The following is a 25850-nucleotide window of genomic DNA, read 5'->3' as shown; positions in this document are numbered from 1 at the left end:
GATCTCCTTATTTCATATGATTTCTTATTTTAGCATTCATTTGACTTGAACGAATAGGAAAGCTCAGAAAATATGGAAATAAATTACTGAGTGGCAGATAAACAAGCAACAGTGAAGTCAAAGGGTATAAAATGACTTTTAATAGTAACTACTTTATAATTATTAAATAAGAAAGAAGGTGGAGAAAATGAAAACAACAGACGAATTAAAAATGGAAGCGAAACAGGTGTTAAAAGGAAGATGGGGAAAAGCAGTCCTTTTGAATCTTATCCCAACGTTATTAGGAATTGCCGTTCTATTTTTTGTATTTTTAGCTGGGGCTGTTTGGTTTTTCTTTCATGGTTCCGGTGATAGTATGGTTTCTTCAGTCTCTGAATATCAGCAAAGTAATGCTAGTGGAGGCGGGACAAGTTTAGTTTCAGCTATTATCAGTGCTTTATTTATGAGTGGAATCTCTTGGACATACTTGGATTTATTGCGGGGAGAAAGAACTGAAATCGATCCATTCAAAGATGCCTTCCGCGGGTTTCAAGGGGTCTTTTTAGGCGGAGTGATTTTATTAGCTATTATTACGAATATCTTTATCTCATTATGGACGTTACTGTTTATTATTCCGGGGATCGTTAAAGCCTATGCCTATGCGCAAAGCTACTTTATCTATTATGATCAAATTCAAACAACAGGTGAAAAACCTAAAGTATTGGATACGATCACTGCAAGCCGTCGTTTGATGAAAGGACAGAAAGGTCGTTTGTTCTGGCTGGATTTATCATTTATTGGCTGGCATATCTTAGCAATACTAACCATAGGAATCGGTTATTTATGGCTAAATCCGTATATCTCAGCTACTAAAGCAGCTTTTTATGAAGACTTACAAAACAATTTATAGAAATCAAGTGTCTGGATCAATAAAAGCTGGTTCGGACGCTTTTTTTAGTTATTGATGTTAGGATAATCATAGTAGATGTTAAGAGGAATAAATCAGATGAAAAATTATCAATGGTACAGTGATCAATGGGGGAAACCAACTAAAGATGATTCTTTACTCTTTTTATTATTGATTGTAGGGATATTTCAAGCAGGTTTGAGTTGGAAAGTAGCGGCTAGTAAGCGAGCTGTTTTTGAACAAAATTTTTGTCAGTTAAACATTGCTAAAGTGGCGGCTTTATTTCCAGAAGAGATTGAAAAGATCAGTCAGGATCCCGCCATGATCCGCAACCCAAGAAAAATCAAAGCAGTTGTTCAAAATGCGCAAGCTATCATACGATTACAAGCTGATTATGATAGTTTTGCTGATTACTTATGGGATTTTGTAGGCGATGTGCCGCTGATTTATGAGTATGAATCGAGCGATACGATCATAAATGTTGTTCCTGCTGCGACGATGATCGCTAAAGATATGAAAAAAAGAGGTTTCACATTTGTGGGACCGATTGTGACAACAATGTTCTTAAAGGCTGCCGGAATCATTCAAGATCGAGTTTGGGAATGAAATTAATACATACGTTAGGAAAATGAGATGATCACAAATATTGAAGAACTTTATACAGCTTTTGAAAAATTTATGGATCAAGGGCGTTGGTGGGATACCGATAATAAATGGGAAATTTTATTAGGTGCTATTTTGGTACAAAATACGAAGTGGCGGAATGTTGATTATGCCTTACTTAATTTGGAAGAAGCAACGGGTTTCTCACCAATAAAAATTAGTCAATTGAGTGAAAAACAGCTACAAGAAATGGTTCGCCCTAGTGGATTTTATAAAGCCAAATCAGCCACGATTTTGCGAGTGTTCCAATGGTTAACTAAGTCTGAGTTTGATTTAAAAAAAGTAAGGACAAAGGATTTTGATACTTTACGCCAAGAATTACTAGCTATCAAAGGTATCGGTGAAGAAACAGCCGATGTACTATTGGTTTATGTATTTGAAAAATCGACGTTTATAGCGGATAAATATGCTCAACGACTATTCAGTAGAATGGGGATCGAATCGAAAGGCTATCGACAATTAAAAGATAACATCCAGTGGCCAACGGAAATGGATACTATAAAAGCCCAAAATTTACATGGTTGGATCGTCGCATACGGACAAAGTTATCTAAAAAATGATCTTCAGTGGCAACAAGGACCCTTAAAAAATTTTAAACTGAAATTAAATTCATAGCATTCGATGGCAATAAAGAAGGGCAATGCTTTTCTAAATAATTGATTCGTGGTATAACTAGCAAAGTATTAATGAAGGAGTATGAAGATGGTCACATTAAAATCAGCAAGAGAAATCGAACAAATGAAAGAGTCAGGGGCTATTTTAGCAGGGATCCACAAACAATTACGGACATTTATCGTCCCTGGAATTACGACGAAAGAAATTGATCAATTTGTTCAAGCAAAAATCGAAGCTGCTGGAGCGACTGCAGCTCAAATTGGTTTTGAAGGTTATGAATTTGCGACTTGTACCAGTGTAAATGATGAAATTTGTCATGGTTTTCCATCTAATTATCGTTTAAAAGAAGGCGATGTGTTAAAAGTCGATTTTTGTGTCGACTACCATGGAGCAATTTCAGATAGTTGTTGGACATATGCGATCGGTAAGATCACTCCAGAGCATCAAGCATTGATGGATGTAACAAAAGAAGCATTGATGATCGGGATCGAAGAAGCTCAAGTGGGAAATCGCGTAGGTGATATTGGACATGCGATCCAATCATATGCGGAAGCCAAAGGTTATGGTGTGGTTCAAGATTTTCTCGCTCACGGCATTGGACCAACAATTCATGAAGAACCATTTTTCCCCCATTTTGGTGAGGCTGGAAAAGGCACGCGTTTAAAAGAAGGAATGACGATCACGATCGAACCGATGATCACTACAGGAACTTGGGAAGCCGGAATCGATGGTAATGGTTGGACTGCGCGGACATTAGATGGCAGTATTTGTGCGCAGTATGAACATTCGATTGCGATTACCAAAGATGGTCCCGTGATTATGACCGAACAAGATGCTTAAAATAAAAAGACATTCAGGTATTTCTGAGTGTCTTTTTTTAGGTCAAATCAAAAAAATGATCGACTGATTTCGGTATTGGAGAACAAGGTAGGCGTACATGTAAGTTAGGAATACTTTTTTGAAACCTAAAATTCGCATATTTTATCATTGTATGATAAATTTCAAGGGAAATTGAAGGTGTTGAAGGAGACGATTATCATGCGGACGACAGAAGAATTATTGAGAGATATCTATAATTTAATATTGAATCCTAGCACCAGAGAATGGGAACGCTACCTATTAATGAATACAAAAGGTGCTTTAGAAAATCGAGGCAATCAAAAGGAGCAATTAGCCAAATTAGAGATGGAATTACGGCCACTAGCGACACGAAACAATCTAACTCCAGATGTCTCCGACTTTTATCAACGATTGATCGGAAATGACGTCAAAGTAACTACATTGAATGAACATCAAATCCAAGACCCTCATTTTCAAGAACGAGCTATTTTTGCAGGTGGCTGTTTTTGGTGTATGGTAGAACCATTTGAAACGCAAGCAGGCATTATTTCAGTATTGTCTGGTTACACTGGCGGAGAGCTGTCTCATCCTAGCTATGACCAAGTTAGTAGTGGTACGAGTGGGCATGTGGAAGCCGTCGAAATTATTTTTGATACACGGATCATTAGTTATCAAGGATTGCTAGAACTTTATTGGCAAATCATCGATCCGACCGATGCTTTAGGCCAATTTCAAGACCGTGGGATTCAATACCGGCCGATTATATTTGCGACGACAGCTGAGCAAGTAAAGCTGGCAGAAAGTAAAAAGCAGCAAGTCATTGATGCGAATACTTATCAAAAGCCGATTATTGTCGAAATCAGAGAAGCTGCTATTTTTTGGCCTGCTGAAAATTATCATCAAGAATTTTATAAGAAACAACCTAAACGGTATAAAGCAATCAAAAGAGCCCGTCAACAATTTTTGACGTATCAACATATTAAAGGGAAATTACGTAATAAAATGAGTGTAAAGAATTCTAATTGAATAAATAGAGATGGACAAAATTGTAAAAGATGTTTCTTTTTTCGTTCCTACTATTAGCTTCAAGGTATGATTAATAGTAAGAGAAGAGAGGGAAAGTTCAATGTTGAAAGTGTTGTTGGTGTTGACGTTACTTACAATTTTTACTTCTTTTAGTCTGTTAGAAAAAGTCCAAAAAAAGCAGATCGATAGGCGGTATATGTTGTTGACCGTTCTTCAAACTGCTTGCTTAGGCGCAATGTTGATGATTTCGATTGTTATATTGCTTAAAGGTAGAATGCTAATTTAAGCAAAAAAGGAAGCCTTAAATATATAGGCTTCCTTTTTTGTAGTGATTATTTTAATTCACCGTAGATTTCTAAAAGCTCTCCTTGATGAGACTGCTCGTCTAAAAGAATCTCAGCAATTTTTTCAGCAACATCTTCAGGAGTATGAAAACCTTCAGCGGTCATACTCCCATTGAGATCTGTCGTGGTTGGTCCAGGATGAATACTAAACGTCTCAAGATTTTTATTTTCTTTTTCAAAATCGATCGCTAGTGCTTGCATCATGACATTTTGAGCAGCTTTAGTTGATTTATAAGCAAATGGATTCCAGAAAGGATTTGCTCCAGTCGGAATCGTGATATTGACGATCCGACCATGATTTGATTCTAAGATCGGTAATAAACCTTGAGTCAATTGGAAGGTACCAAAGAAGTTTACTTGCATCGTTGCCTCTAAATCGTTAAGTTCTTCTTCCCAACTTAAACCATGACCACCAGGGATCCCGGCATTGTTGATCAACAAATCGATTGTAGAAAATTCTTTGTTGATGATTTGGATTGCTGAGTTGATTTTAACAGGATCACTAAGATCAATTAGTACAAAATCAGCATGCTCGACACCAGCCTCATGCAATTGCTTAACCGCGGCTTCGGCCCTTGTCTGATTGCGGGCACCAATCAGGACATGCCAACCTTTCAATCCAAGATTTTGAGCGATCGCGTAGCCGATTCCTTTGTTTGCACCAGTAATTAAAGCAGTTTTCATAATAAAACCTCCGTTTTGACTAATTTTTATTTTTGCTTTATGGTAAGCATAATCCCTAAACCTAGGTTTAGGGCAACTAAATTGTTTATAAAGTTCGCATGTAAAGGAGAGAGTACCATGCTTGAAACGTATACGATCAAAGACGTGGCAGAAAAATTCAATTTAACGATTTCGACGATTCGCTATTATGATAAGAAAGGCCTTTTGCCTTTTGTTGAAAAAAATACTTCAGGTTATCGTGAATTTACTAATTCCGATCTTAGTATGATCCACACGATTTGTTGTTTAAAAAATACAGGGATGCCGATCAATGAAATTAAACAATATATTGATTATTGTATGGTAGGATCAAAAACGATTCCTCAAAGAAAGGCTTTGCTTCAAGCACATAAAGAAGCAGTTCTAGCGCAGCAAGCGCAATTGTTGGAAAGTCTTGAAGAGATTGATACCAAATTGAATCGTTACAATTCACCAACAGCAAAACAGATTATCGATAACCAGATAGAATATGTAAAAGCAGAAAAAGCCCAATTAAAACTTGATTTATAATAGAAAAACTAGAAAGCATTGAATGTATTCATAAAAAGTTATTCTCATCTTAATAATTTTAGAATACCAATAGTTTAAACAAAAACAGCACAACTTTTTTAGTTGTGCTGTTTCTTTATTCTGCGATAGTTTTTCGTGCTTTAAGAATGTATTGGATGCCTGTATAGAAAATGATAATGATCACTAGATAGGTGACTAAAGAGATATCTAAGTTCATTAAGAATTGTGAGGCGATGATCACCCCAGGGATTCCGCCAATAGTAATAGCCAGCGCAATTTTTCTTGAATAGGCTTTTTCCCGAATAAAATTGATACTTGCAACGGGTTGGAGACCAGCGCATGAACACATCATGATTGGGAAAGCCGCTAGAGGTGTCATTCCTAGCATGTAGACCATTGCCATACAAGGTGCATATAAGCCGACGCCGACAGTCATTAAAGCACCAAAAAAGAAGTTTCCGATGATTCCTACGATCAGTTTTATTCCGCTTAGCCCCATCGCGGTATTGCCTTCACCTAATAAAGCGATAACTTGAGTTTGACGCAATAACATTAAAACAGCAGTGATCAATAACGCCCAACCAATCCATTTCTGGATGGCTTTTTCAGAAAGTCTAGTAACAAATTTTGAACCAAACCATGAACCAACGATTGCTGCAACAATCAGTGTGACTAAAGTAATAGTATCCACTTTAATGACTGTTACAAAAATGACTGCTTCCGTTAAAACGGGAAGGGCATGACCGACATTCAAAATACCAGGAAGTTTTCGATCATCTTTGTTTTGCTTCGTTGCATTCAACATCATAGTGGTTAAAGCAAAACTTCCAATTCCGATCGTATCGGCGAAGTCAGCAATAAAACCAATAATTCCACTGACTAACCAATTGCCCGGACCTAAGTCCCCACGATGCGTCCATACATCCCATAGAAGTATGATCGCTTGAAAAACCATCAAACCTATTAAAATAAAAAAGATAATCTGTGCCATAAGTCCTCCTTAATTATTTTTCTTGATTATACCAATAATTAAAGAAGAAAACTTATGTAATTTTTTATTAGATTGAAAAAATAGGGCACTATCAAGTACGGTTAAGCTAGAAATCCGCTTCGATAACGATTTCTTCCCCGACTGTTTCTTCTGCGATGACCGTTTTCCATTGATCGGCTTCGATTTCTTTAAAAGAAACAGAGACGACATTAGGTTCACAATTTAATTCCTTTACAACAAAATCCTGCAGCTTTTTCGCAAAAGCTTGTTTTACTTCTGGTGTACGACCTGGATATAGTTTTACAGATAAATGCGGCATATTTTTTTCCTCCAATAAATGTTTTTAGATTTTTGTTTTTGCTTAGTCCCAATTCGTTCCTACATTTTTCTCTAATGCAAGCTCATAAATTTTTTGAGCAGTCACTAAATCTTGTACACCGATTCCCACCGTTTTAAAGACAATAATTTCATCTTCTGTTTCACGACCAGTCGTATTTCCAGTTAACACTTCACCAATATCACCAGTAAAAGCTTCTTTAGTGATCATTCCATTGGCTAAAGGAATCAAAATATCCCCAGCTTCTGAAAGAACAGCTTCTTCAGAATCAAAAAATATTTTTGCTGCTCGTTGTAAGATTACGGGATCCATTTCTTGCATATGGGGTTGATAAGAACCTACACAGCTGATCGTCGCTCCGGCCTTAACTTTTGATCCATCAAAAACTGGTGAGGTCGCTGGTGTTACGGTGATAATCAAATCGGCATCTGAAATCGCCTGGTCTGAAGTATCTGCCGGGAGTATTTGTGCACCGTAGTTATTCAGAGTTGAATTCATCTGCTCAGCAAAAGCTTTTGTTCGTTCAGGATTTTGATCAAATACATAGACGGTTTCTAATTTACGTGCACAGAGCATCGCCTCTAATTGTGTAGCAGCTTGCCCACCCGTTCCGATCAATGCGCCGATCTTGACTTTTTTTCGAGCCAAAATATCAAAAGCCACACCAGAAGCCGCGCCTGTCCGTAGTTGAGTGACGGTCGTTCCATCTAATAAAGCATTCACATATCCAGTTTTACCATCAATCAATAAAACCTGAGCGGGTGCTGAAGAAAGGCCCGTATCAATATTATTTGGGAAAATATTGATAATTTTTAGAGCTGCAGCATCTAAATCTGCAGCATAGACAGGCATAAAAAGAAAGGTACCATTTTGCTTTTCTGCAACAATTTGTGTTCTTAAAGGGATGTCAGTTTTGTTTTCCGTAAATAATTGGAAAGCCAGTCTGTCCGCAGCGATGGCATCTTGCATCGTAAAAATACCTGTAATGTCTTTACGCGATAGTAATAACATAAATTACTCCTTTCAAATAGATGACTATATTAAAATTATAAGCGATTACATATTAGATTCATAGCAGAACTCAATATTAAAAAATGATAAATTGAGGCGGGAATCATAGTATTAAAAAGTGTGATTTTATTAAATAATTTTCGTTTATTTAAAAGCTTTTGCAACAATAATCAGCTAATAAAATAGTTATTGAAAATAGCGCTTTCTTTTTATATACTCGTAATTGAGATACCCCTTACATTTTAGGAGGTGATAGTTTTGTTCAAGCGATGGTGATTCTGAAACATAGCTTTACTTAGAGGTTCTAAGCGGGTTTATACACTGCTATTCCTCATAAAAATATTTGTGAATGTAGTAACTATAAAGGGTTTTTAACTACTACTTAGCGTGTACAGACTCATCTGGTCAAGGAGAAATAAAAATCAAAATAAGAGAAGGAGTCTATGATGAAAAAAAGAATTAGCGGATTGTTTGTTGTAGTTTTAGCTATTTTTATGTTGGTGTTAACAGGTTGTCAAAAAAATGAGGCTCAAGAAGATCGGGCGGAAGCAGACATTGATTGGCAGATGATTTCACCCGAGAAGATGAAAGAAGTACTTGAGAAAGATAGTGCATCAGAGTATCAAATCATTGATATTCAGCCCAAAGCAGATTATACAAAAGGCCATTTGCCTCATTCAATCAGTGTCCCAGCCTATCCAGTCGATACAGAAGACTTAGAAAAATTAGTTGTTGATAGCGCAGATCAATTTCAAGATAGCGATAAGCCGATTTATGTTGTCTGTCCTGGCGGAGGCGGAGGTGCAAAACGCACAATTTCATTGTTGATCGATGAAGGTATCGATGAATCCCGTTTATTTATTGTTGAAAATGGTGCAAAGAAATGGCCATATAAAGAGGATTCAAAACTTTGGGTAAGCGAATAAAATGATTGGAAGCTGGAACAAAAGTAGAAAAACTTTTGTTCCAGCTTCTATTTTATTTATCCAAATGTTAGTAGAATTTCTCGGGCAAATAAGCATCTTTATTTTTATCAGGTATAATAAAGAAATAAATAGGATCAAGGAGGGTATATGGAAAAGTCGAATCAGGTTAAGTTGAATTTACAGTACATTAGTATGCAAGTTCCTTATTGGATGGGGTATTCAGTATTAGGAACATTTACTTCGGTCTTCTTATTATCACGAGGGTTTACAAATGGTCAAATAGGGATCGTATTGTCTTTAGCCAATTTATTGGCAGCGGTCCTCCAACCATTCTTAGCATCATTTGCAGACCGAATGGAACGGATACAATTATCTCAACTTGCCGCAGTCATGGCCTTGTTTTTGGTTATTTTCTCCGGCATTTTAATCATCTTACCAAAAGTATTTTTAATCGTAGCGTTTATTTATCTCTTATTATATGCCTGTTTAGTCCTTTTGCAGCCGTTAACAATTGCAATCGGGACTTTCTTTATTAGTCGTGGATATGGATTGAATTTTGGTTTGGCCCGTGGTTTAGGATCACTTGCTTTTGCCGGAGCAGCAGCTGGAACCGGCTTATTGATCGAACGTTTTTCAGCGACGATCATTCTATATTTATTGATCGGCATTTTTTTATTTTTTATAGTTGTGACCTTAGCAATCGATACACGTAAACAGGGCGGGCGGTACTCTGCTTCGATCTTGGTCGAAGATTTCAAGCAAACTGAACAATCAGAAGCACCAATTGGATTGATTGCATTTGCAAAAAAATATCAGCGTTTTATGCTTTTGCTGATCGGAGTCGCACTTTTATTTGTTTTTCATACCATCATCAACAGTTATATGTTTCAAATCATGCAGCCACTAGGTGGAACGGAAAGTAATGTCGGTTCCTCTTTATCTGTCGCGGCGATTAGTGAATTACCGACAATGTTCTTTTTTTTCTACTTGCTTCGCCACTTTAAGATTCATTCATTGATGCAGCTTGCAGCGATTTTTTTCTCAATCAAAGCAGTTGTGATTTTATTTGCTGGTTCTATCTTTTTGATCAATGTGGCTCAGAGTCTGCAAATGTTTGGTTTTGCGTTACATACGATGGCATCGGTTTATTATACTAACCAAATCGTTGCACAAAAAGATTTAGTTAAAGGACAGACTTTAATGGCTACAGCCAATACAGTTGGAGGCATCGTAGGCGCTTTTTTAGGGGGGCAACTGTTGAGCTTTTTATCTGTTTCAATGATGTTGGTGATTGGAACAATCATCTCTTTAGTGGGCACATTGATTGTCTGTCTGACAATTGAAAAAAAGTAATTACTAAGAAACGGCTATTTTTTTCTCATAAATAGCCGTTTTATTTTAATTCATCTTCCTAATGAGGTAAAGTTAACCTAAAAATAATCAGTTAGGAAGTTATTTATGAAAAAACATCACTACTATATTATCATTCTATTGGTTGCGGGTTTGTTTATTTTACCGCAATTGTGGATGCACAAAATGATTTTGGGTGCCGATGCTATTTTTCACTATAATCGTTTTTACGAAACAGCGCAGCAGATAAAAACCGGGCATTTTAGTTATTTCATTTCGATTTTTGGTTTTCAACAATCGGGGAGGATCATCAATGCTGTTTATGGCCCACTATTTGCTTATTTCCAAGGCTTCGTTGTATTGATTGCAGGAAGTTGGTTTCGTTATCAATTACTTTCCAATTTTCTAGTTTATGCAATCGCTGGGTGCTCATTCTTTAAATTATTGACATATGCTAAGATAAATCAAAATATAGCCTTATTCACTTCAACAATTTTTATGACTACATATAGTATTAATTATTGGGTTTTGAATCAGGGATTTACCAGTTGGGGTACAGCCCTATTACCTATTTGTTTGATTCCTATCGTTGATATGAAGAATCAACGATTACCTTTTATTAAAATGGGCGTCTCGATGGCTTTGATGACCCAAGTCCACATGTTGACTGCTATAATGTTAGGTTTGATTTATCTCCCATTCTTTATTTCCTACGCTAGACAGCATTGGAAAGAAGCCTTCCTTGATGTATTTAAAGCAATATTGATTTATCTATGTTTATCCATAAACGTATGGATCAGCTTAATTATGATAGAAACAAGTGACCAACTAAAGATGCCTTTTATCAATGAGCAAATGAGTGAAAAAGCGATTGATCTTAAAGGATCGTATTGGTTAGAATATCCTAAAAGCCTCTATTTGATTTTAATTATCGGCTTGATAATTTGTCTAATCTATTGGAAACGGATTTCAAAATTTACGAAGCAGCTTCTATTACTGAGTGGACTATTTTTACTTCTTTCGACTAGTTTGATTCCTTGGACCTGGATGGTGACGCATAAAATTCCCTTTGTACCTTTGATTCAGTTTCCCTTTCGTTTTTTCGCACCATTCACGGTTCTCTACTTATTCTTTTTTGCCTCTGTCATCCATGAATTGAGAGCAAAAAAAATCTTTTCACTCGTTTTATTGGCTCTAAGTGTGTTAAGTATTGGGCAAAATTTAAAAAGTAATCAACAAGAATTGTCCCTTTGGGGAAGCCGTTCCTTAGTAAGCAAACATACCTTTGTTAAAGGTTCTGAAAAAGCAGCACGCCAAAGTTTCTTTTCGAATGATTTAGGGGAAGCTTTGAGAAGTATCCAAAAATCTAGTCCAGACTATTTACCGATTTATCATGGTGATGCGAACAATAAATATGTCAGCTATGAAGAACAAATATTGGAGCAATCGCCAATTTTTTCTAAAACAATCACTGATAATCATTTAGAACTAGCTTGGCAAGCAGAAAAGGTAGGAGAAATTCAACTACCGGTAGTCTTGTATCATAATTCTAAATTAATTTCAGGGAAAAAAGAGGTTACGCCAATAAGACTATCCAATATCGGCTTACCAACAATTCAACAAAAAGTTGGAAAGAACACCATTCATTTGCTTTATGATCCGCCAAGCTATATGATGTTTGTTTTTGCATTTTGTACGTTGAGCTGGTTTTCGCTATTCTTATGGTGTGGGTATCGATTTTGGCAACGAAAATGATAACTTTGGCTTTCTAGACGGCTTTCGGTTAAAATACAAAAACAAGAAGTTCTATTTTTTGATTGATTAAATAAAAGGAGTGAAAGTAAATGACAAATTACAATAATGAAAAGGAACCACGCTTGCGCGGTTCAATGGCACCAAAAACAGATGAGGATGTTGCACTAGCTGGAACCAACTCAAGTGATACACAGAATAAGCCAGAAGCTTTAGCTGGTGAGATGGCAGGCGGAGAGAAAGAGCCTGCGCAATCTGGATCAAATGCGGTCGAAGAAGAAACAACTCATACTTCATTGAAAGATGAAGCGAAAAAAGTAATCAAAGAAATCGAAGAGAAATTCGATTCAAAAAAATAAGCACGAAAGAGTTTGATCATGGATAATTATTTAGAGATTTATGAGCATTGGTATCCAAGAAGTTATGGCTTGGATGATTATCCGACAGAATGTCATGTAACTTATTCGGGAACAGAACGAAAAGTACTATTTGAAACACTGACAGAAAAACAGCAAGAGTTAGTCAATCAACAACGTAAATATCAAGTTCGTTCAATGTTTTTACAAAAGCAATATTTGGAAACGTCAGATTGGGAATTTGTTGCCTTGAATATTGATGACGAATATGAAAGAGGTATTCGCAGTCAATTAAAGTGTGCTTGCGGACGCCCGTTGAAGTATCAATTTGTAATTGAATCAAAAATCAAGCACCAAGAGATTCGTTTAGGGATCCAACATTTTAAAGATCATTTAGGTATTTCGCAACAGGTAGCTGAAGAAATCAAAAAAGGCGTAGCCCATGTAGATTTGGCACTTGATGAATTGCTCTGGTTGACAGAAAACGGCTATCATTTTCCGGAAGATTTATGGCAACGTTATATATTTTCTTATTATCGAAATACCACTTTACGCAGACCTTTGCCTTTGAATCAAAAGTTAGCTGAACGAATCCTGCATTTCCGTCAAGCAGATATGCCAATTTTTATTGGTGATTATCTGAGTGTTTTAACAGAAATCAATCAAGTGGATCGCGAAGTCTTTGATCGTAAAGAAAAGAAATTTCTAGCCGATAAACAAGTTTTTGAAGCGTATCTGGATGATTTTCAACGTGATATCCAATCGCCGATTTATTACGAACGACAATTTTGGGGTCATAAATTGACGGATTTCATTCAATTGAAACGTTATGGAACTGAAAGCTATGAAGAAGCTAAACAACGCTACTTTGATGAATTGCTTTCATTTTTATTAGGTTTAAAAGAGCCAAAAAAAGCTCAAAGAAAAATTCATAGTTTTGAATTATTCCACCAAAAAAAATATGGAAATGCTGAATTGATTCCTTTTATTATTGATAAATATCAAAATTATCAATTCACCGAGAATTTTTTCTTAGCCATTCCAAAAGTTTATCGTGTAGGAATCAAAAAAGCTATCAAGCGTAAACAAAAATAAAGAGAACCTGATAAATTTATCAGGTTCTCTTTATTTTTGTTCTAATCGATAGTTCCTTTTCTAAAACCTCTAGTACACCAGAATCATTGTCTGACGGAGCTCGGTATTTAGCAGTCTCGATTAGGGCAGGGCTGCTGCTTGCCATCGCATAACTATTTTTAGTCAAAGCTAGCATCTCAAGATCGTTATTAGCATCACCGAAAGCAATCAATTGATCAGGTTTTAAGTTCCATCGATTTAGCAGCCATTCAAGTGCACGTCCTTTGTTCATCCCGGGAATAATAATATCCACGTTACCATGTCCGCTAGCTACCGCTTTGACTTCTCCTTGAAAAGCTTCATTGATTTCAGTCACAAAATCTGCCACTTTTTCTACAGAAAGATTCAAGGCAAATTTTACAATTGGATCAGAAGGTAATTGATCAAAAGAATCCAAAGTTTCTAAACGATGATAATAAATTTTTACGATATCATGGATGTCTTTTGGAGTGTTTTTCAAAATATAGGCAGAATGAATACCACAAACAATGACATTCAAATCTAAATCATGATTTGCTAAAAATGTTAGCATTCTTTGGACAACATCAGTAGAAAATTGATTACTACGTAAAAGTTGATCAGATTCAAAAATTAACGCACCATTTTCAGAGACAAAGGTGATTTGGTCTTGGAGCGTTGGAAAAAAAGATTTTAATTGATAATATTGGTTCCCGCTAGCGACAATAAAATGAATATCACGCTTTTCTAATTGTTCAAAAATTTGTTTGAAACGAGTTTCGTCATACGTATTATCCGATTTTAAAAAGGCTCCATCCATGTCGACAGCAATTGCTTGGATCATTATAACGCCTCCTTTATTTCTTCTTAAGAACAGTGTACCTGATTCTACCCATAAGAGATAGGAAAGCATCGATTAGCTGTGCTATTTTTGTTTTATATGGGATAATAATACCGATTGCATATTTTTTAGGAGTTGAAAGTATTGTTTGATTCAGAAAAAGTGAAAGAATTAAACGAGTTAGAACTCGTAGTGTATACCTTTATTATTGAACATCTAGAAGAGGTCAACAGTTTTACGATCCGTGAACTTTCTGATAATTGTCATGTGTCGACCTCAACTATTCTTCGTTGCTTGAATAAGTTGGGTTTTTCAGGATATTCGGAATTTAAGTTTGCTTTAAAAAACAAACTGAAACAAAATCGTCAATCTTTTGAAGCTTTTTATGAAGCCAATGTCCATGTGGATGCTTTTTTGAAAAAAGTAAACAATGAGAGTTATCACGTTGTTTTGGACCCAGCAATTGATCTGATTCTATCGAACAAGCACCTTGTCTTTACTGGAATCGGGACGAGTGGCATTCTTGGAACATATGGAGCTCGCTATTTTTCAAACCTGCAATTCAACGCTTATTCGATCACGGATCCTTTTATCCCTGTTCCTAAACGTGGTCTAGATACGACGCTCGTAATCGTTTTATCCGTTTCTGGACGAACACAGGAGCTGATCAAGCAAATCGAGGATTTTAAACGTTATGGAGCCAAAGTACTAAGTATTACCAATGATCAGCATTCAACGATTGCGAAGATGGCAGATCAAAATATTTCTTATTACATGCCAGATGTTTCTGGTCCCGATCCTACCGATCAAGCAATCAATTTGACCACACAAGTACCTGTGATCGCTCTTTTAGAAATTTTAGCTCATCAAGCCTATCAAAGAGAAAATGATGCTAAAGGCGAATGACACCTTTAGCATTTTTTTTTACGCTTAAACGCTGGAAATTGCTAAAAAAATCAAATGGAATGAAGATTTTGTTTTTTTGTTTGGAACATGTTTCTGCCTGTTTCAGAACTATATCTATTATTGGAAATATCTTTTATGATGAATATGTAAACGGATACATAATGTGTGGATGGCCAATCACTGCAATAAAATATTTTATTTAAGGAGAATTAAGCATGAACAATTTTATTAATGAGAAATTATTGCCCCCTATTTTAAAATTTGTAAATACAAAAGCAATTACAGCGTTACGTAATGGGATGCTTTACACAATGCCCTTTACGATCGTAGGGTCTGTCTTTCTATTATTAGCCAACTTTCCTATTCCAACAGTTTCGACTTGGGTAGCGAATAGTGGGTTAGATGTTTATTTTAATGAAGCTTTTGGTGCTTCATTTGCTATTATGTCTATTTTTGCCGTAATGGGGATTGCGAATTCTTATGTAAAAGAAGAGGGCTTTGAAGGATTGCCTGCTGGAATGATTGCTTTAGTAGTCTTCCTATTAACACAGCATTCAAGTGCTACAAATGCAGAAACAAATGCAGTTGTCACAAATGTCATCGATAAAACTTGGACCGGCGGACAAGGGATGATCAGCGCGATCTTGGTAGGTCTTTTTGTTGGTTGGGCATATTCATGGTTCCTAAAACGAGATATCCGAATCAAATTGCCTGAACAAGTTCCAGCAAATGTGGCGAACTCGTTCACAGCATTGATTCCGGCAGCAGCGATTACAACTTTCTCATTAATTGTTTATATTATTTTTGATAAAGTTTTCAATACAACTGTAGTAGAAGCAATTTATAAAGTGATTCAAACACCAATGCAAGGTGTTACAGATACATTTGGCGGAGCGATGATGCTTGGTTTCTTGGTTCCATTCTTATGGTTCTTTGGTGTTCATGGCTCAACCTTGGTCGGCGGGATTATGGGACCGATTTTACAAGCGAATTCAATCGAGAATACGACTATTTTAAATTCAGGTAAAGAATTGACGGTAGCAAACGGCGGTCACATCGTAACACAACAGTTCTTAGATCAATTTATGACAGTAACTGGTGCTGGGATGACGATTGGTATCGTTATGTTCATGGTCATGTTTGCTCGTTCTGCTCAATTTAAACAATTAGGACGTTTAGCATTATTACCCGCCTTTTTCAATATTAATGAACCGATTTTATTTGCTACACCGATCGTAATGAATCCATTGATGGCGGTACCATTTATTTTGACTCCGATGCTTTCGGGCGCTATCACCTATTTCTCATTGTATACAGGATTAGTACCGCTATTCACGGCTGTCCAAGTACCTTGGACAACACCGCCGATTATTTCAGGTTTCTTAGTCGGTGGATGGCAAGCAGCGTTATTGCAAGCAATCGTATTAACTATGGGATTCTTCATCTATTTACCGTTTGTACGAAAAGTAGATTCATTGAATTATTTGCAAGAACAAGGTGAAAGCATGGAGCAAATCGAAAAAGATCTAGAAACTGGTAATGATAAAGCTGAAAGCAATGCACCAGCTTAATGACGGGATTAAAGGGGTAGACAAATGAGTATTTTTAAAGAGAACTTTTTATGGGGCGGCGCTGTTGCTGCTCATCAATTAGAAGGTGGCTGGCGAGAAGACGGGAAGGGCGTCAGCGTTGCTGACGTAATGACCGTCGGTGCCAATGGTATACCACGTCGAATCACTAACGGTGTGATCGAAGGCGAGAATTATCCGAATCATGAAGCAATTGATTTTTATGGTCGATACAAAGCAGATGTAAAATTATTTGCTGAATTGGGACTTAAATGTTTTCGGACATCGATTGCTTGGACTCGAATTTTTCCTAACGGTGATGAAAAAGAGCCTAATGAAGCAGGTCTGCAATTTTATGATGATCTGTTTGATGAGTGTTTGAAGTATGGGATCGAACCAGTGATCACATTATCTCATTTCGAAATGCCATATCATTTAGTTACAGAGTATGGCGGATGGCGTAATCGTAAAATGATCGATTTCTTTGTCCGCTTCGCAGAGGTTTGCTTCTCGCGGTATAAAGACAAAGTGAAGTACTGGATGACTTTTAATGAAATCAATAATCAAGCAAATTATCAAGAAGATTTTTCCCCATTCACAAATTCAGGATTAAAGTTTGAAGCAGGCGATAATCGTGAAAAAATTATGTATCAAGCAGCGCATTATGAATTGGTTGCTAGTGCTAAAGCAATCGAGATTGGTCATGCGATCAATCATGATTTTGAAATCGGCTGTATGATCGCTATGTGCCCAATCTATCCTTATTCATGTAGCCCATCAGATATGATGACAGCAACTGTGGCGATGCAACGTCGTTATTGGTTTACTGATGTTCATTGTAAAGGACGTTATCCTAGCCATATGAAGACGTATTTTGAACGCAAACAATTTAATTTGGATATCACAGCAGAAGATGAAGAACAATTAACTAAAGGAACGGTAGACTATATTGGTTTTAGTTATTACATGTCCTTTACAGTCAAAGATCATGGTAAAGGCCCGGCTTATGATTATGATGAAGCCAATGACTTAGTAAAAAATCCTTATGTCAAAGCTTCTGATTGGGGTTGGCAAATTGATCCAACTGGTTTGCGCTATGCAATGAATTGGTTTAATGATCGCTATGAATTACCTTTATTTATTGTAGAAAATGGCTTCGGAGCGATTGACGAAATTACAGAAGATGGAGAGATCCATGATGAATACCGCATTGATTATTTACGAGAACATATCGAAGCTATGCAAGAAGCTGTCATCTATGATGGTATTGATCTAATGGGATACACGCCCTGGGGATTCATCGATCTTGTTTCTGCTGGAACAGGTGAAATGAAAAAACGTTATGGCTTTATATATGTTGATAAAGATAATGAAGGAAATGGCACACTCGATCGCAGTAAAAAAGATTCATTCCATTGGTTCCAAAAAGTGATTGAGACAAATGGAGAAAAACTGTAAATCCATTTCGATTAAAGAGGAGATATTATTCTATGAGTGAAAAAACGATTATGCTTGTTTGCAATGCTGGAATGAGTACTAGTATGCTCGTAACAAAAATGCAGAAAGCAGCAGTTGAACAAGGAATGGATGTTGCTATTTTTGCAACTGCAGCGGCAGATGCGACAAATAAGTTGCAAGAACAAAAAATCGACACGGTCTTGTTAGGACCACAAGTCCGATTTATGCAAAAACAATTTGAAGAAAAATTAACACCATTAGGGATCCCGATTGATGTTATCAATATGACGGATTATGGAATGATGAATGGAGAAAAAGTTTTAGGCCAAGCGATCGCAATGATTCAATAAATCGACTATGAAAAAGGGAAGTGACAATGTGCAAGAGGAAAATTTAGAAGCAGTTATGGGATTGATCATTCATGGCGGCAATGCTAAAAGTAATGCCATGGAAGCAATCCAAGAAGCAAAAAATGGGGAATTCGCAGCAGCCGATGAAAAAATCAAAGAAGCTGAAGAATCGCTTATTGAGGCTCATCATTCACAAACAGGATTACTAACGAAGGAAGCCCAAGGTGAACACTTAGATCTGAACCTCTTAACAGTTCACAGTCAGGATCATTTGATGACCTCGATTGCTTTTACCGATTTAGCAAAAGAAATCATCGATGTTTATCGTAAAATTAGTGCATAAGAAATCTCCCTCCATGATTCTCCTTAAATCATGGAGGGAGATTTTTTGTATTAAAACCAGTTTTTTTGACAAAAAGAATGAAGTCATGAAAAATAGGAGATAGAAAGTGTCTAGGAGATAGGAGAGAAAAAAATGGATGACTCAATCAGTATGGAAAATTTTTATGAATTAACAAAAAAACAGCAACTAGATGTTTTTGATATCCGAGAAAAAACGGACTATCAACAAGGACATATACCGATGGCTCAAAATTGGCCCTTGAGTAATTTGGATATTGCAGAACAAAAATTAGCGAAAGATAAGAAATATTATTTGATTTGCCAATCAGGTAAACGCTCAGCAATGGCTCAGGAATATTTAGCCGGCCAAGGTTTCGATGTGATCAGTGTAGCTGGCGGTACAACAGCTTGGCCAGGAGAACTTAGTAAATAAAAAAGTTAATTGAAAGGAGACTGCAGATGATATCCTTAGAAGAACTAGCTAACATGATCGACCATACGCTATTGCGAGCAGATGCTACAGAAGTTGAATTCAAAAAATTGTGTGAAGAAGCAGATACGTATGGCTTTAAAATGGTAGCTATCAACTCCTATCCAGTAAAGATATGCCACACTTTTTTAAAAGATAGTCAGGTACATGTGGGGGCCGCTATTGGATTTCCTTTAGGACAAACAACAATCGAAGCGAAAGTATTCGAGGTACAAGATGCGATTAAAAATGGTGCCGATGAAATTGACTATGTAATAAATATTGGTCGACTTAAAATGGGTGATTTAGCTTATATAAAAAGAGAAATGGAAGCCATCGTAGCGGCATCTCGTGAAGGGGAAATAATAAGTAAAGTGATTTTAGAAACCTGATACCTATCTGATGAGGAAAAAATCACAGTCTGTCAAATCGCCAAAGAAGTGAAACCCGATTTTGTCAAAACTTCAATTGGTTTTGGAACAGCTGGAGCTACGGTTGCTGATGTTTCATTGATGAAAAAGACAGTTGGATCTAAGGTGAAAGTCAAAGCAGCTGGAGGGATCCGTGATCTAACTACGGCGTTACAAATGGTTGGAGCAGGAGCGGAACGATTAGGAACTAGTTCTGGTATAAAAATTATTGAAGAGTACCGTTCTTTAATCAGTTAAAGGCATAGAAAAACCGTCTGATTCAGACGGTTTTTTTATTTATAAAAATAGCGATCCGATAAAATAAAGTACCGGATAAAGTACCATGATGGCTGACATTGCTTTTAAAACAATCGGAAATGTTTTTTTCTTATCTTGAACTGCTCGGTATTGTTTCAGTTGGATCCAATTTTTAGGGAATAGCAACAGCAAGAATAGAACCGTCCAAGGCGCTAATCCAGTAAAAACAAGAACTAACAGCCAAATAAAGCTGAAAGCATAAACGCTCAGCAGAACTTTTACAGCTAAGGGTTTGCCTAAATAATAAACCAATGTTTTGCGGTGATTTTCAATATCTTCTTCTAAGTCACAAGTATTGTTGGCTAAAAGATTGTTAAACATCATCAATACGAGGGGTAAGCTGATTAAAAATACTTTACCGATCATTGACCAAGTAAGCGTATGGTTTTGATAAACGGCTAAATAATAGCTGATCACAGGAATGAAAAAGCCGCTCGCAGTTCCTGTTAATGCTTCCGCGATCGGTAAGCTGTTCAAAGGTCGCCGGCCATAGGAATAAAACAGTCCAATATAAAAACCAATGATACCTAAGACGCCAATAACCCAGTTAGTATTCCAAACTAAGATTAGCCCCAGCAGAAATGAGATCGCTAAACTAAACAAATAGAGATTTCTTACAAATGTGATATCTAAATGATCACGTCCAATAATATTGGTTTGCTGTTTGTAATTTTCATCAGAAGCATTTTTATAATCCATGTAGTTATTGAAGATATTTACAGTAATATGAAACATTACAATAATCAAAACAAAGAGAAAGAATGCCGGACTTGTTAAACTATCCAGTTGAAATTTAGCAATAGCATATCCTAATAAAATAATAAATAAGTTCAATGGAGCAGTGTAGATTTCAGATAACTCCCAAAATTGTTTAAAGCTAAGTTGTTTCAATGTAATTCTCCTTTCATTTCAGTCAATATCAAAGGTATCGATTATTTTAAAGAATGTCCACTAGTTTGCCCCTAAATGATGAAAAGGTTTTCTCTTATTTTTGTCTTTTTATCAAATAATGTTCGTGTTTTGCTGTTTTTGTACATTGCTATTTACTTATTCGTCAGTTTATTATATGATAATCAACGTTGCTTAGAAAAAAAATGATTATTTTACGAACATTATTCAGATTATAGGGGGAAGATTCATGAAAGGGAAAATTAGTTCCTATTTTGAACTTGAAAAATTGAATACAACAGTAAAAAGAGAGATTTTAGCTGGTTTCACGACTTTTATTTCAATGGCCTACATTCTTTTTGTTAATCCTAGTGTATTAGGTGCATCAGGAATGAACGAAGGAGCTGTGTTTACAGCTACAGCCTTAGCAAGTGCCTTAGGTTGTATATTGATGGGCGTTCTAGCTCGCTATCCAATCGCTACTGCTCCAGCATTAGGGATAAACGCCTTCTTTTCTTATTCCGTCTGTGTCGGTATGGGTATTCGCTGGGAAACAGCTTTAGCGGGTGTTTTCGTTGCTTCGCTGATTTTTATTTTGATTACGATCTTTAAGTTACGTGAATTGATTATTGATGCGATTCCAGCTGATTTAAAATATGCGATTTCTGGTGGGATTGGCTTATTTATTGCTTTTCTTGGCTTAAGCGAAGGTGGAATCATCGTTGCTAATAAGTCAACTTTGGTTGGTTTAGGTTCTATGAATGCTGGTTCAACATGGTTAACTGTTTTTGGTTTGATCGTGACAGCAATCTTAATGGTTCGTCGTGTACCTGGTGGAATTTTCATCGGGATGGTTGCAACAACTTTATTAGGCTTAGTAACAGGCTTGATCGATGTGCCAACACATATCGTTTCAGCTGCACCTAGTTTGAAGCCAACATTTTTAGTTGCCTTGAAACATGTAAAAGATATCAACACATTACAATTATGGGTAGTCGTATTAACATTCTTATTAGTTACATTTTTTGATACTGCGGGTACACTGGTTGGATTAGCTAATCAAGCTGGTTTTATGAAGGATAATAAAATGCCGCGTGTAGGTAAAGCATTGGCCTCTGATTCAACTGCGATGCTTGCTGGTTCATTATTAGGGACTTCTCCAGTTGGAGCGTTCGTTGAATCATCTGCTGGTATCGCTGTTGGTGGACGTTCAGGATTAACTGCTATTACAACGGGTGTGTTCTTTATCTTCGGATTATTTTTCTCTCCATTATTGTCAGTGGTCACTTCACAAGTTACAGCACCGGCTTTAATCATGGTGGGCGTATTGATGGCCCAATCATTACGTCAAATCAATTGGGGAGAATTAGAAATCGCAATTCCTTCTTTCTTGATTTTGATTGGGATGCCTTTAACTTACAGTATCTCAGATGGTATTGCGTTAGGCTTTATCTTCTATCCAATTACAATGATTGCTGCTAAACGAGGAAAAGAAGTATCGATTATCATGTATGCCTTGTTCTTTGTTTTCATTGGTTTTATGTGGATCTTAAATGTAAAATAGAGAAGTTCATAAAAGCTATTTGGTTCTATTTAATAGAATCAGATAGCTTTTTTTGTATAAACTGAGTAGTTCAGCAATATTTATACATAAATATTCGATATTCAATTGACCTCGAGCTATCATCATATTATAATTACATTTGAAAATAACTGTTTTTTTTATTTTGATGATAAATAAGCTTATCATTTGGAATGTGTAATTAGAAAATATGTATTTGTTAACATATGACAAGTGATTTTTGGAATTATCTAAAAATTTAGATCTAAAGAGAGGGAAAAATATGCGATTATTACTTTTGACGAAGGTGCCTTTATACGAAGAAAGTTTTGAACTTCAATTAAAACAATTAGGAAATGAAGTTTATTGTTCTAGTAACGTGATAGAAATGATAAAAAAAGAAGTGATCACTCCACAATTCATCAATCAATTTGAGGGAATCATCTTCAGTGAAACATTATATGATAATGAAACAAATGAATTAGTACAACAATTGCCTCAAGGTGATTTCAAGCTTTTCCGTCGAGCAATAGAAACAACTTTTGGAGAAGAAGCAAATAATATTTTTGATGCTTGTATCCCTATCGGAGCTAGCCTTGAGCGCCTAAGAGAACTATTGGTAGTTGCAGAAATAGCTCATCTATCTTTTCAAGAGGCCGATCGTACGCAACAAATATCTGTTAAACAAAAATTGTCTAATATGAATTTGAAACTTAAACAAAAAGAAATAGTCTACTATTTGATCAAATCGGGTGATCGTACCGTTCCTCGTGAAGAAATTAGTCGTCAAATTTGGGAAAAAGCTCCAACAAAATCTGTTTTAGCTAGTTTGTCAAAAGTTGTTTCAAAAGTGAATGAAAAACTTCAAGGAGAATTTGGCGATGAAGCCATCCAAACTGTTTGGGGACAAGGCTATCGATTGAATAAAAAGATTTTTGATTATATTGAAAATGATGTAATCGAATTAGAAAGTGCTGGGATTCAATAGAACTATCTGAATACTAATAAAGCGAGGACTTGCCGATACTTATTATACATAAGTGTCGGCAAGTCCTCGCTTTTTTGTCCTAGTATATAAATCCAAATGATAGTTTTTAAATCAATAAAAATTGAATAAGTTGAATCAGATAAAAAGGTAAGGATAAAATGCTGTCTATTTTAGTAATTATAAAAGAATTATTCTAACTAAATAATAAAAAAATATTGATCAATGAATTAGTTTGAAGTAGTAATGACTAATAGCTTAATTAGAATGACTCTCAAGTTATATTAGTCATGATTTTAGATCATCAAAAGTCTAATCTAAGAATGAAATATAAAAACCAAATAGTTTTCAAAAAAATATAAAAAGAAAATAATGTATAAAAAAACAAAAATGTAGAATAAGAAAATAAGTAGATATTCGCAAAAAAATGTAAAACAAATAATTTAAGAATATTGTTCAATGCTGTTTAAGTTTAGGGTTTAAAAATAGCTTCTTTTTTATTTACAGAGAATGATTATTAGCAGTAGTCTTTTTCTGATATTATGAAAAAATATTGAAGTTCATATTTGAAATAATAGATTAAAAATATCGATTAACCAAAAACATCTTAAAAAAAAGGTTTTAATAAATGTTAACAAAATATTGATTTGTTACAAAGAATATTTTATAATTTTTTTAAATAGTTATATAATAAAACATAAATGTTAATTTTAACTGATTAAAATAATTTTTATTCCAATTAATATAGTTTAGTGATATTTTTTTTACAATTGACATAACTTAAGTTGTCTAAGAATAAAAGCGGTTTCTAAGATACTTGAGTTTTAAATAGTTATTAATTGGTTTAAGTCAGTAATGAGCGAGCAAAACGGGAAGAGAAGTACCTAAAAAGGATATATTAATTTTCATAAGCGGGGGTAACGTTTACGGATAAGTAAAAAGAAAGGAGGAGCGAGATATGGGGAATAAAAACTATCAACAAATAGAGTCATTAAATGTGACAGTCAACGATTATAAAGAACAATTAATGGAGAAACATACTTGTATGACCCAAAGAAAGAAAACGTTAAAAAAACAGCAATTAGATAGGAAAGCTCAGAAGTGCTGTGTTGAGATTCAGACGGATAACAAAGCCGTTGAAAACATTGAGACCACGCAGTTGCTAAAAGAGCTGGAAGCAATAGATATGTTGCTAAATGCAACCAAAATCAGCCGGCAGCTAATTGAAAAAGCGGAGCAGCAAGTACGATTAATAAGTAGTGAGCCAGAGAAATTTTATGTAGATGAAGAGTCAGCTAGTAAATGCAGGACTACCGGGCATATTAATGAAAAATAGCTAGTATAAGGATGACAATTGGCTAAATCAGCAAATTATAAAATGAATCAAATTAAAGTTGGGAGAGTGAGTGGGATTGAAAAAAGTAATTATTTTAACTAGGAATATTATTATTGAACAAGATTTTCAGAATGAGCTACAACGATTAGATTATGAAGTATTTGTTTTGAAAGAATTTTATGATGTTGATCGACCGCAATATTTTGAAGATATTTTGTCTCTTTTTGATATCGTGATCTTTAGTGAGACCTTGACCAATCAAGAATTTACTGAAATTTTGCCAATCGTCGTTGAAAAAGAGCTTCACTATCTTCGCCGAACAGATGAACCTGTTCCAACAATCGATGATAATCATTGTTTATCGATCGATTGTTCACTAACCGAGCTAAGAGAGTTCTTATTGATGAGCGATACACGTGAAGGGCAAGCTGACTCGATTGCTAAAGGATTGATGAGACAATCTGAGATGAAAAACCAAGATTTGGTTCTACTATATAGCTCGTTGAATAATATTGAAAAGAAAATCATCAATGCCTTAGCCGAAGGTGGTGGAAAACTCATCTCTAGGGATGAGTTATGCAATAAAGTTTGGAACAATGATGTCAGTAAATCTCGACTTGTTCAAATGTCTACCGCTGTGGGAAATATTCGCAAGAAAATAGCGCATGCGCATATCGATAATGTTCGTATCATTACTTATTGGGGCAATGGTTATCGCCTACATGATATTCCAAGTGGCTTGATCAAAGAGCATATCGAAGAATACAGCATGTAAAAAAGAAGCTGATCCTTAAGGAATTAACTCCTTTGAGATCAGCTTCTTTGTTGACTTCGAACATTTCCAAGCAATTAAAAAAATTTTAAAAAAAATAAATCGAATGTATTTATGAGAAAGTATGAAAAAATTTCTTTAGATAAAATTCTGTATTAGTTAACTGTTTTTCAATTGTTAGGGTATTTGATGATTGCTTTAATCATTTTTAGCTATTTTGAAAA

28 protein-coding genes and 1 pseudogene are annotated in these 25850 nt (G+C 35.7%); 23 read left to right on the top strand and 6 right to left on the bottom strand.

The window, feature by feature from the left end; all coding sequences use genetic code 11:
- Positions 1 to 187: 187 nt before the first annotated feature.
- From ACQKTA_RS06940 to ACQKTA_RS06915, 6 genes are all read left to right on the top strand, one after another.
- Positions 188 to 889 (top strand): DUF975 family protein, encoded by a 702-nt coding sequence (locus ACQKTA_RS06940; protein WP_427813243.1) that lies wholly within the window; start codon positions 188 to 190, stop codon positions 887 to 889.
- 96 nt (positions 890 to 985) lie between these two features.
- Positions 986 to 1492, top strand: coding sequence for a DNA-3-methyladenine glycosylase I (locus ACQKTA_RS06935; protein WP_427813242.1), 507 nt, complete (start codon positions 986 to 988; stop codon positions 1490 to 1492).
- A gap of 27 nt (positions 1493 to 1519) precedes the next feature.
- Positions 1520 to 2164, top strand: coding sequence for an endonuclease III domain-containing protein (locus tag ACQKTA_RS06930; RefSeq protein ID WP_427813241.1), 645 nt, complete (start codon positions 1520 to 1522; stop codon positions 2162 to 2164).
- 87 nt (positions 2165 to 2251) lie between these two features.
- Positions 2252 to 3004: a type I methionyl aminopeptidase gene (gene map / locus ACQKTA_RS06925; protein ID WP_427813240.1), complete on the top strand. Its 753-nt coding sequence runs from the start codon at positions 2252 to 2254 to the stop codon at positions 3002 to 3004.
- A gap of 198 nt (positions 3005 to 3202) precedes the next feature.
- On the top strand, positions 3203 to 4030 hold the full coding sequence (gene msrA / locus ACQKTA_RS06920; RefSeq protein ID WP_427813239.1) for a peptide-methionine (S)-S-oxide reductase MsrA: 828 nt from the start codon (positions 3203 to 3205) through the stop codon (positions 4028 to 4030).
- Positions 4031 to 4130: 100 nt separating this feature from the next.
- The gene (locus tag ACQKTA_RS06915) at positions 4131 to 4316 is read left to right on the top strand and encodes a hypothetical protein (protein WP_427813238.1); all 186 of its coding nucleotides are present in this window, start codon (positions 4131 to 4133) and stop codon (positions 4314 to 4316) included.
- 46 nt (positions 4317 to 4362) lie between these two features.
- Here the strand turns inward: ACQKTA_RS06915 and ACQKTA_RS06910 are convergent, their stop codons facing one another.
- Complete coding sequence (locus ACQKTA_RS06910; RefSeq protein ID WP_427813237.1) at positions 4363 to 5058, bottom strand: SDR family NAD(P)-dependent oxidoreductase; 696 nt, start codon at positions 5056 to 5058, stop codon at positions 4363 to 4365.
- A 117-nt stretch (positions 5059 to 5175) separates the two neighbouring features.
- Here ACQKTA_RS06910 and ACQKTA_RS06905 point away from each other — a divergent pair, with 117 nt between their 5' ends.
- Positions 5176 to 5607, top strand: coding sequence for a MerR family transcriptional regulator (locus ACQKTA_RS06905; RefSeq protein ID WP_427813236.1), 432 nt, complete (start codon positions 5176 to 5178; stop codon positions 5605 to 5607).
- A 115-nt stretch (positions 5608 to 5722) separates the two neighbouring features.
- Here ACQKTA_RS06905 and ACQKTA_RS06900 read toward each other — a convergent pair whose 3' ends face one another.
- From ACQKTA_RS06900 to ACQKTA_RS06890, 3 genes are all read right to left on the bottom strand, one after another.
- Positions 5723 to 6598 (bottom strand): TSUP family transporter, encoded by an 876-nt coding sequence (locus ACQKTA_RS06900; RefSeq protein WP_427813235.1) that lies wholly within the window; start codon positions 6596 to 6598, stop codon positions 5723 to 5725.
- A gap of 106 nt (positions 6599 to 6704) precedes the next feature.
- Positions 6705 to 6917 carry a tautomerase family protein gene (locus ACQKTA_RS06895; protein WP_332654095.1) on the bottom strand — a complete coding sequence of 71 codons (213 nt, stop codon included), beginning with the start codon at positions 6915 to 6917 and terminating at the stop codon, positions 6705 to 6707.
- 42 nt (positions 6918 to 6959) lie between these two features.
- Positions 6960 to 7946: an ornithine cyclodeaminase family protein gene (locus ACQKTA_RS06890; RefSeq protein ID WP_427813234.1), complete on the bottom strand. Its 987-nt coding sequence runs from the start codon at positions 7944 to 7946 to the stop codon at positions 6960 to 6962.
- 446 nt (positions 7947 to 8392) lie between these two features.
- Here ACQKTA_RS06890 and ACQKTA_RS06885 point away from each other — a divergent pair, with 446 nt between their 5' ends.
- The 5 genes from ACQKTA_RS06885 to ACQKTA_RS06865 all read left to right on the top strand — a co-directional run bounded on the left by ACQKTA_RS06885 (position 8393) and on the right by ACQKTA_RS06865 (position 13425).
- The gene (locus ACQKTA_RS06885) at positions 8393 to 8872 is read left to right on the top strand and encodes a rhodanese-like domain-containing protein (protein WP_427813233.1); all 480 of its coding nucleotides are present in this window, start codon (positions 8393 to 8395) and stop codon (positions 8870 to 8872) included.
- A 147-nt stretch (positions 8873 to 9019) separates the two neighbouring features.
- Complete coding sequence (locus ACQKTA_RS06880; RefSeq protein ID WP_427813232.1) at positions 9020 to 10225, top strand: MFS transporter; 1206 nt, start codon at positions 9020 to 9022, stop codon at positions 10223 to 10225.
- 105 nt (positions 10226 to 10330) lie between these two features.
- The gene (locus ACQKTA_RS06875; RefSeq protein WP_427813231.1) at positions 10331 to 11977 is read left to right on the top strand and encodes a hypothetical protein; all 1647 of its coding nucleotides are present in this window, start codon (positions 10331 to 10333) and stop codon (positions 11975 to 11977) included.
- Positions 11978 to 12066: 89 nt separating this feature from the next.
- Positions 12067 to 12333 carry an rRNA processing protein gene (locus ACQKTA_RS06870; protein ID WP_407856295.1) on the top strand — a complete coding sequence of 89 codons (267 nt, stop codon included), beginning with the start codon at positions 12067 to 12069 and terminating at the stop codon, positions 12331 to 12333.
- Positions 12334 to 12351: 18 nt separating this feature from the next.
- Positions 12352 to 13425 (top strand): hypothetical protein, encoded by a 1074-nt coding sequence (locus tag ACQKTA_RS06865; protein ID WP_427813230.1) that lies wholly within the window; start codon positions 12352 to 12354, stop codon positions 13423 to 13425.
- Positions 13426 to 13444: 19 nt separating this feature from the next.
- Here the strand turns inward: ACQKTA_RS06865 and ACQKTA_RS06860 are convergent, their stop codons facing one another.
- Positions 13445 to 14266 carry a Cof-type HAD-IIB family hydrolase gene (locus tag ACQKTA_RS06860; protein ID WP_427813229.1) on the bottom strand — a complete coding sequence of 274 codons (822 nt, stop codon included), beginning with the start codon at positions 14264 to 14266 and terminating at the stop codon, positions 13445 to 13447.
- 141 nt (positions 14267 to 14407) lie between these two features.
- Here ACQKTA_RS06860 and ACQKTA_RS06855 point away from each other — a divergent pair, with 141 nt between their 5' ends.
- The 7 genes and pseudogenes from ACQKTA_RS06855 to deoC all read left to right on the top strand — a co-directional run bounded on the left by ACQKTA_RS06855 (position 14408) and on the right by deoC (position 20024).
- A complete protein-coding gene (locus ACQKTA_RS06855; RefSeq protein ID WP_407857570.1) occupies positions 14408 to 15169 on the top strand; it encodes a MurR/RpiR family transcriptional regulator in 762 nt (253 codons plus the stop codon).
- A 215-nt stretch (positions 15170 to 15384) separates the two neighbouring features.
- Positions 15385 to 16740 (top strand): PTS sugar transporter subunit IIC, encoded by a 1356-nt coding sequence (locus ACQKTA_RS06850; protein ID WP_427813228.1) that lies wholly within the window; start codon positions 15385 to 15387, stop codon positions 16738 to 16740.
- A 24-nt stretch (positions 16741 to 16764) separates the two neighbouring features.
- Positions 16765 to 18195 (top strand): 6-phospho-beta-glucosidase, encoded by a 1431-nt coding sequence (locus ACQKTA_RS06845; protein ID WP_427813227.1) that lies wholly within the window; start codon positions 16765 to 16767, stop codon positions 18193 to 18195.
- A 32-nt stretch (positions 18196 to 18227) separates the two neighbouring features.
- Entirely contained in the window at positions 18228 to 18545 is a 318-nt protein-coding gene (locus ACQKTA_RS06840; protein WP_407857567.1) for a PTS sugar transporter subunit IIB, read from the top strand.
- 28 nt (positions 18546 to 18573) lie between these two features.
- The gene (locus ACQKTA_RS06835; protein WP_427813226.1) at positions 18574 to 18888 is read left to right on the top strand and encodes a PTS lactose/cellobiose transporter subunit IIA; all 315 of its coding nucleotides are present in this window, start codon (positions 18574 to 18576) and stop codon (positions 18886 to 18888) included.
- Between the two features lie 132 nt (positions 18889 to 19020).
- The gene (locus tag ACQKTA_RS06830) at positions 19021 to 19320 is read left to right on the top strand and encodes a rhodanese-like domain-containing protein (RefSeq protein ID WP_332654079.1); all 300 of its coding nucleotides are present in this window, start codon (positions 19021 to 19023) and stop codon (positions 19318 to 19320) included.
- Positions 19321 to 19346: 26 nt separating this feature from the next.
- Positions 19347 to 20024, top strand: a pseudogene (deoC, locus tag ACQKTA_RS06825) (deoxyribose-phosphate aldolase).
- A gap of 39 nt (positions 20025 to 20063) precedes the next feature.
- Here deoC and ACQKTA_RS06820 read toward each other — a convergent pair.
- Positions 20064 to 20975: a UbiA family prenyltransferase gene (locus ACQKTA_RS06820; RefSeq protein ID WP_427813225.1), complete on the bottom strand. Its 912-nt coding sequence runs from the start codon at positions 20973 to 20975 to the stop codon at positions 20064 to 20066.
- Between the two features lie 247 nt (positions 20976 to 21222).
- Between ACQKTA_RS06820 and ACQKTA_RS06815 the strand changes: the two genes are divergently transcribed.
- From ACQKTA_RS06815 to ACQKTA_RS06800, 4 genes are all read left to right on the top strand, one after another.
- Positions 21223 to 22536, top strand: coding sequence for an NCS2 family permease (locus ACQKTA_RS06815; RefSeq protein WP_332654073.1), 1314 nt, complete (start codon positions 21223 to 21225; stop codon positions 22534 to 22536).
- Between the two features lie 280 nt (positions 22537 to 22816).
- A complete protein-coding gene (locus tag ACQKTA_RS06810; protein ID WP_427813223.1) occupies positions 22817 to 23521 on the top strand; it encodes a helix-turn-helix domain-containing protein in 705 nt (234 codons plus the stop codon).
- Between the two features lie 955 nt (positions 23522 to 24476).
- Positions 24477 to 24854 carry a hypothetical protein gene (locus ACQKTA_RS06805; RefSeq protein ID WP_427813222.1) on the top strand — a complete coding sequence of 126 codons (378 nt, stop codon included), beginning with the start codon at positions 24477 to 24479 and terminating at the stop codon, positions 24852 to 24854.
- A gap of 76 nt (positions 24855 to 24930) precedes the next feature.
- Positions 24931 to 25629, top strand: coding sequence for a helix-turn-helix domain-containing protein (locus ACQKTA_RS06800; protein WP_427813220.1), 699 nt, complete (start codon positions 24931 to 24933; stop codon positions 25627 to 25629).
- Positions 25630 to 25850 lie beyond the last annotated feature (221 nt).

The sequence above is a fragment of the Enterococcus sp. 22-H-5-01 genome, assembly GCF_050310005.1.
Lineage (GTDB): Bacteria > Bacillota > Bacilli > Lactobacillales > Enterococcaceae > Enterococcus_A > Enterococcus_A hailinensis.
Note: the sequence above shows the minus strand (reverse complement) of the source record. Positions and strands in the feature narration are given on the sequence as shown.